The 3106-nt window shown below is 64.4% G+C and carries 3 protein-coding genes; all 3 read right to left on the bottom strand.

Annotated elements, in window-relative coordinates:
- A partial coding sequence (locus tag ABTZ89_RS37490; RefSeq protein WP_351053973.1) for an NAD(P)-binding domain-containing protein occupies window positions 1–773 on the bottom strand: 773 nt, incomplete at its 3' end.
- Between the two features lie 55 nt (window positions 774–828).
- Window positions 829–960, bottom strand: coding sequence for a putative transporter small subunit (locus tag ABTZ89_RS37485; RefSeq protein WP_270946763.1), 132 nt, complete (start codon window positions 958–960; stop codon window positions 829–831).
- 27 nt (window positions 961–987) lie between these two features.
- Entirely contained in the window at window positions 988–2571 is a 1584-nt protein-coding gene (locus ABTZ89_RS37480; protein WP_351053969.1) for a sodium:solute symporter family transporter, read from the bottom strand.
- Window positions 2572–3106 lie beyond the last annotated feature (535 nt).

Below are 3106 nucleotides of genomic sequence, written 5' to 3'. Positions count from 1 at the left end.
TTGAAACGGGCGACGTCGCCGTCCATCCCGACCAGCTGCGGGACCTCTTCGATGCCTTCCGGCCACTTGAAGTCCATCGGTGCGGTGCGGTAGGTGATCGTCACCGACTTCGCGCCGTACTTCTTGCTCTGCAGCGCCAGGTCCTCCGCCGAGTAGCTGCTGCCCATGACCAGCACGTTCTGGCCGGCGAACTCGCGGGCGTCGCGGAAGTCGTGGGAGTGCAGGATCCGGCCGGGGAACGACTCGAAACCGGGGTAGTGCGGCACGTTCGGCACCGAGAAGTGGCCGGTGGCGACGATGACGTGGTCGAACATCTCCTGCCGCGTCTCGTTGCTGCTGAGGTCCTCGACGGTCACCGTGAACCGGTCGGTGGTCGCGTCGTGCGACACGAAGCGCACCGCGGTGCCGAACTGGATGAACCGGCGGACGTCGTTCTTCTTCGCCCGGCCCAGGATGTAGTCGGCGAGGACCTCGCGGGGCGGGAACGACGGGATCGCCTTGCCGAAGTGCTCCTCGAAGGTGTAGTCGGCGAACTCCAGGCACTCCTTCGGCCCGTTCGACCACAGGAAGCGGTACATGCTGCCGTGCGCGGGCTCGCCGAACTCGTCGAGACCGGTGCGCCACGAGTAGTTCCAGAGACCACCCCAGTCGCTCTGCTTCTCGAAGCACACGACCTCGGGCACGTCAGCGCCCTTCTTGCGCGCCTCTTCGAAGGCGTGGAGCTGGGAAAGACCGCTGGGGCCGGCGCCGATCACCGCGATGCGGGACGTCATCGGTTGCATCTCCAATGCGAAGTAGTTCGATCAGATCGGGGTTCGAGGGGACCGCTCAGACGACCGACCGGTTGTTCTTCTTGGCGTCCCGGTGGTCCTTGGCCACCGCCACGCACATCACGATCAGCACGATCGCGGTCAACGCCGGCCACACCAGGATGTAGGCGGCCAGAATCAAGTTCTCCACGGCACGTACTCCGTTCTTCGGTGGGGATCAGCGGGCGGCTTCGGCCGGCTCGGGCCGGTCCTTCAGCTGGAACTCGGTGACGCGCTCGTTGATGAGCGAGAAGTCGAACCGGTCCTTGTTGGCCAGGCTGATCGCGACGCACACGACGGTGCTGACGCCGTAGGACACCAGCGAGCCGAGCAGCGTCGGGTAGTCCCGCAGGAAGCCCATGATCAGCGGGAACAGCACCACACCGGCGATGCCGCCGACGGTGAAGCCGACCTGCTTGCCGAACAGGCCGAAGGCCATGAAGCCGAACACCACCGCACCGCCGATGACCGCGGCGAACTCCATGACGAGCGCGACGATCCCGGTGAGCGGCAGCAGTTCGAAGCGCGACACGAGGAAGAACCCCAGCGCGACGACCACGGAAACGGTGAACGCGAGGTTGGTGATGCGGTCCCAGTAGAAGCTCGCGATCACCGGGAACACCAGGGCGCCCCACAGCGCGCCGACGAACACCAGCAGGTCGAGGATGTTGAAGTTCGACACCGCGAACATCACGCCGAGCGCGGTGGCCGCGATCATCGTGATCCGTCCGATGTGGAGCATCGTGCGCGGGTTGACCTTGCCGCGCGCCAGGTTCTTGCCGTAGATGTCGGTCATCACCAGCGAGGACAGCGCCGCGAGGTCGGAGTCCGCGGTGGACGACAGCGAACCGATCACCATGATGAACAGCAGGCCGACCATCACCGGGGACAGGTACTCGGAGGCCATCTGCGGGATGATGTTGTTCATGTCGCCGTTCATCGGCTGCAGGCCGACCATCACGGCCAGCAGGCCCAGCATGCCCAGGCCGATCACCGTGCCGGCGTAACCCAGTGTCGCGGTGATGAAGGTGCTCTTGATCCGGTCCTGGCGCACCGCGAACAGCCGCTGCGCGATGGTCTGGTTGCCGATCGCGTAGGCCAGCACCGCGGCCAGGTACGGGCCGCCCTGCTCCAGGAACGCCTCACCGGAGAAGAAGTTCGCCTGCTCGTCGGTCAACCCGGCCATGCCCTGGTCCAGGGTGCTGATGCCGCCGGTCGCGAAGAACACCATCGGGACGATGAGCGCGGCGGCCAGCATCATCGCGACGAGCTGCGCGAAGTCGGTCATCACCGAAGCCCGGAAACCGGACCACAGGGTGTAGGCGAGCACGCCGATCGCGGCGATCAGCACGCCGTGCAGGAAGCTGAACGGCGTCAGGATCTCCATCAGCGCGCCGGCGGCGGTGAAGTTCGCGGTCAGGCTGATGACGCTGCCGACGATGTTGGACACGGCCAGGATCAGCTGGCTGGAACGGCCGTGGCGCGCGTGCATCACCTCGGCCAGGGTGTGGGCCTTGGGCGCCACCTTGCGGAAGTGCCGACCGAACGGGTAGATGCACAGGATCATCAGCGCACCCCACAGCCCGTAGTGGATCGGCCCCGACACGCCGTAGGTGTAGCCCGAGCTGGCCGCCGCGTAGAGCGAGGCGGCCCACACCCAGGTCGCGGTCATGCTCGCGGCGGAGATGCCGAAGCCCACCGCGCCGTTGGAGACCATGAACCCGTCGACGTTCTCCTTCTTCTCCCGAATGGTGAGAGTCATGAGGAACGTGAGCCCGTAGAACGCGAGCAATAACAGAGCGGTCGATACCGCACTGAGTTGAAACACTACTCCTCCGAATTCGTTCTCAGTTCTCGCGCAATTCTCCAGCCGGGTGGGCGAAAATTCGCGATTCCCAATAGTGCCTATACGAAATTTCGGGAGATATGAACCCGGAAGTAACTTTTGCCACAACTCGTGCGCTGCACGTTTCCGCATCGTGAAAGTAAAGGTAACGTTTACATCGCATTTCTTCGTTGTGCTAGACAACTGGTTGCCAATCAGGTCTGATAGATCGCCCCGGTCGTCGCGCCGAGAGGGAGTCGATTTCCCGGATTCGGCAATCACGTCAATGAGGTGATCTCAACAAGATCGGCTTGATGTAAGCGGTTCTGCCCGTGCCTGTGGGGATGGCTGGCTTTAGCGGTTTGATCTACCAGCTCGCCGCGCTCCCGACGGCCGCCCGCCCGGCCAGCACCTAGGTCAGGCCCTCCGGGTGCTCGAGAAGTGCCGCGTCCAGCTCTGGGCCCAGTAGCTT

It is taken from the genome of Saccharopolyspora sp. NPDC002686 (genome assembly GCF_040295745.1).
Taxonomy (GTDB): domain Bacteria; phylum Actinomycetota; class Actinomycetes; order Mycobacteriales; family Pseudonocardiaceae; genus Saccharopolyspora; species Saccharopolyspora oryzae.
This window is presented reverse-complemented; position numbering and strand designations above follow the sequence as displayed.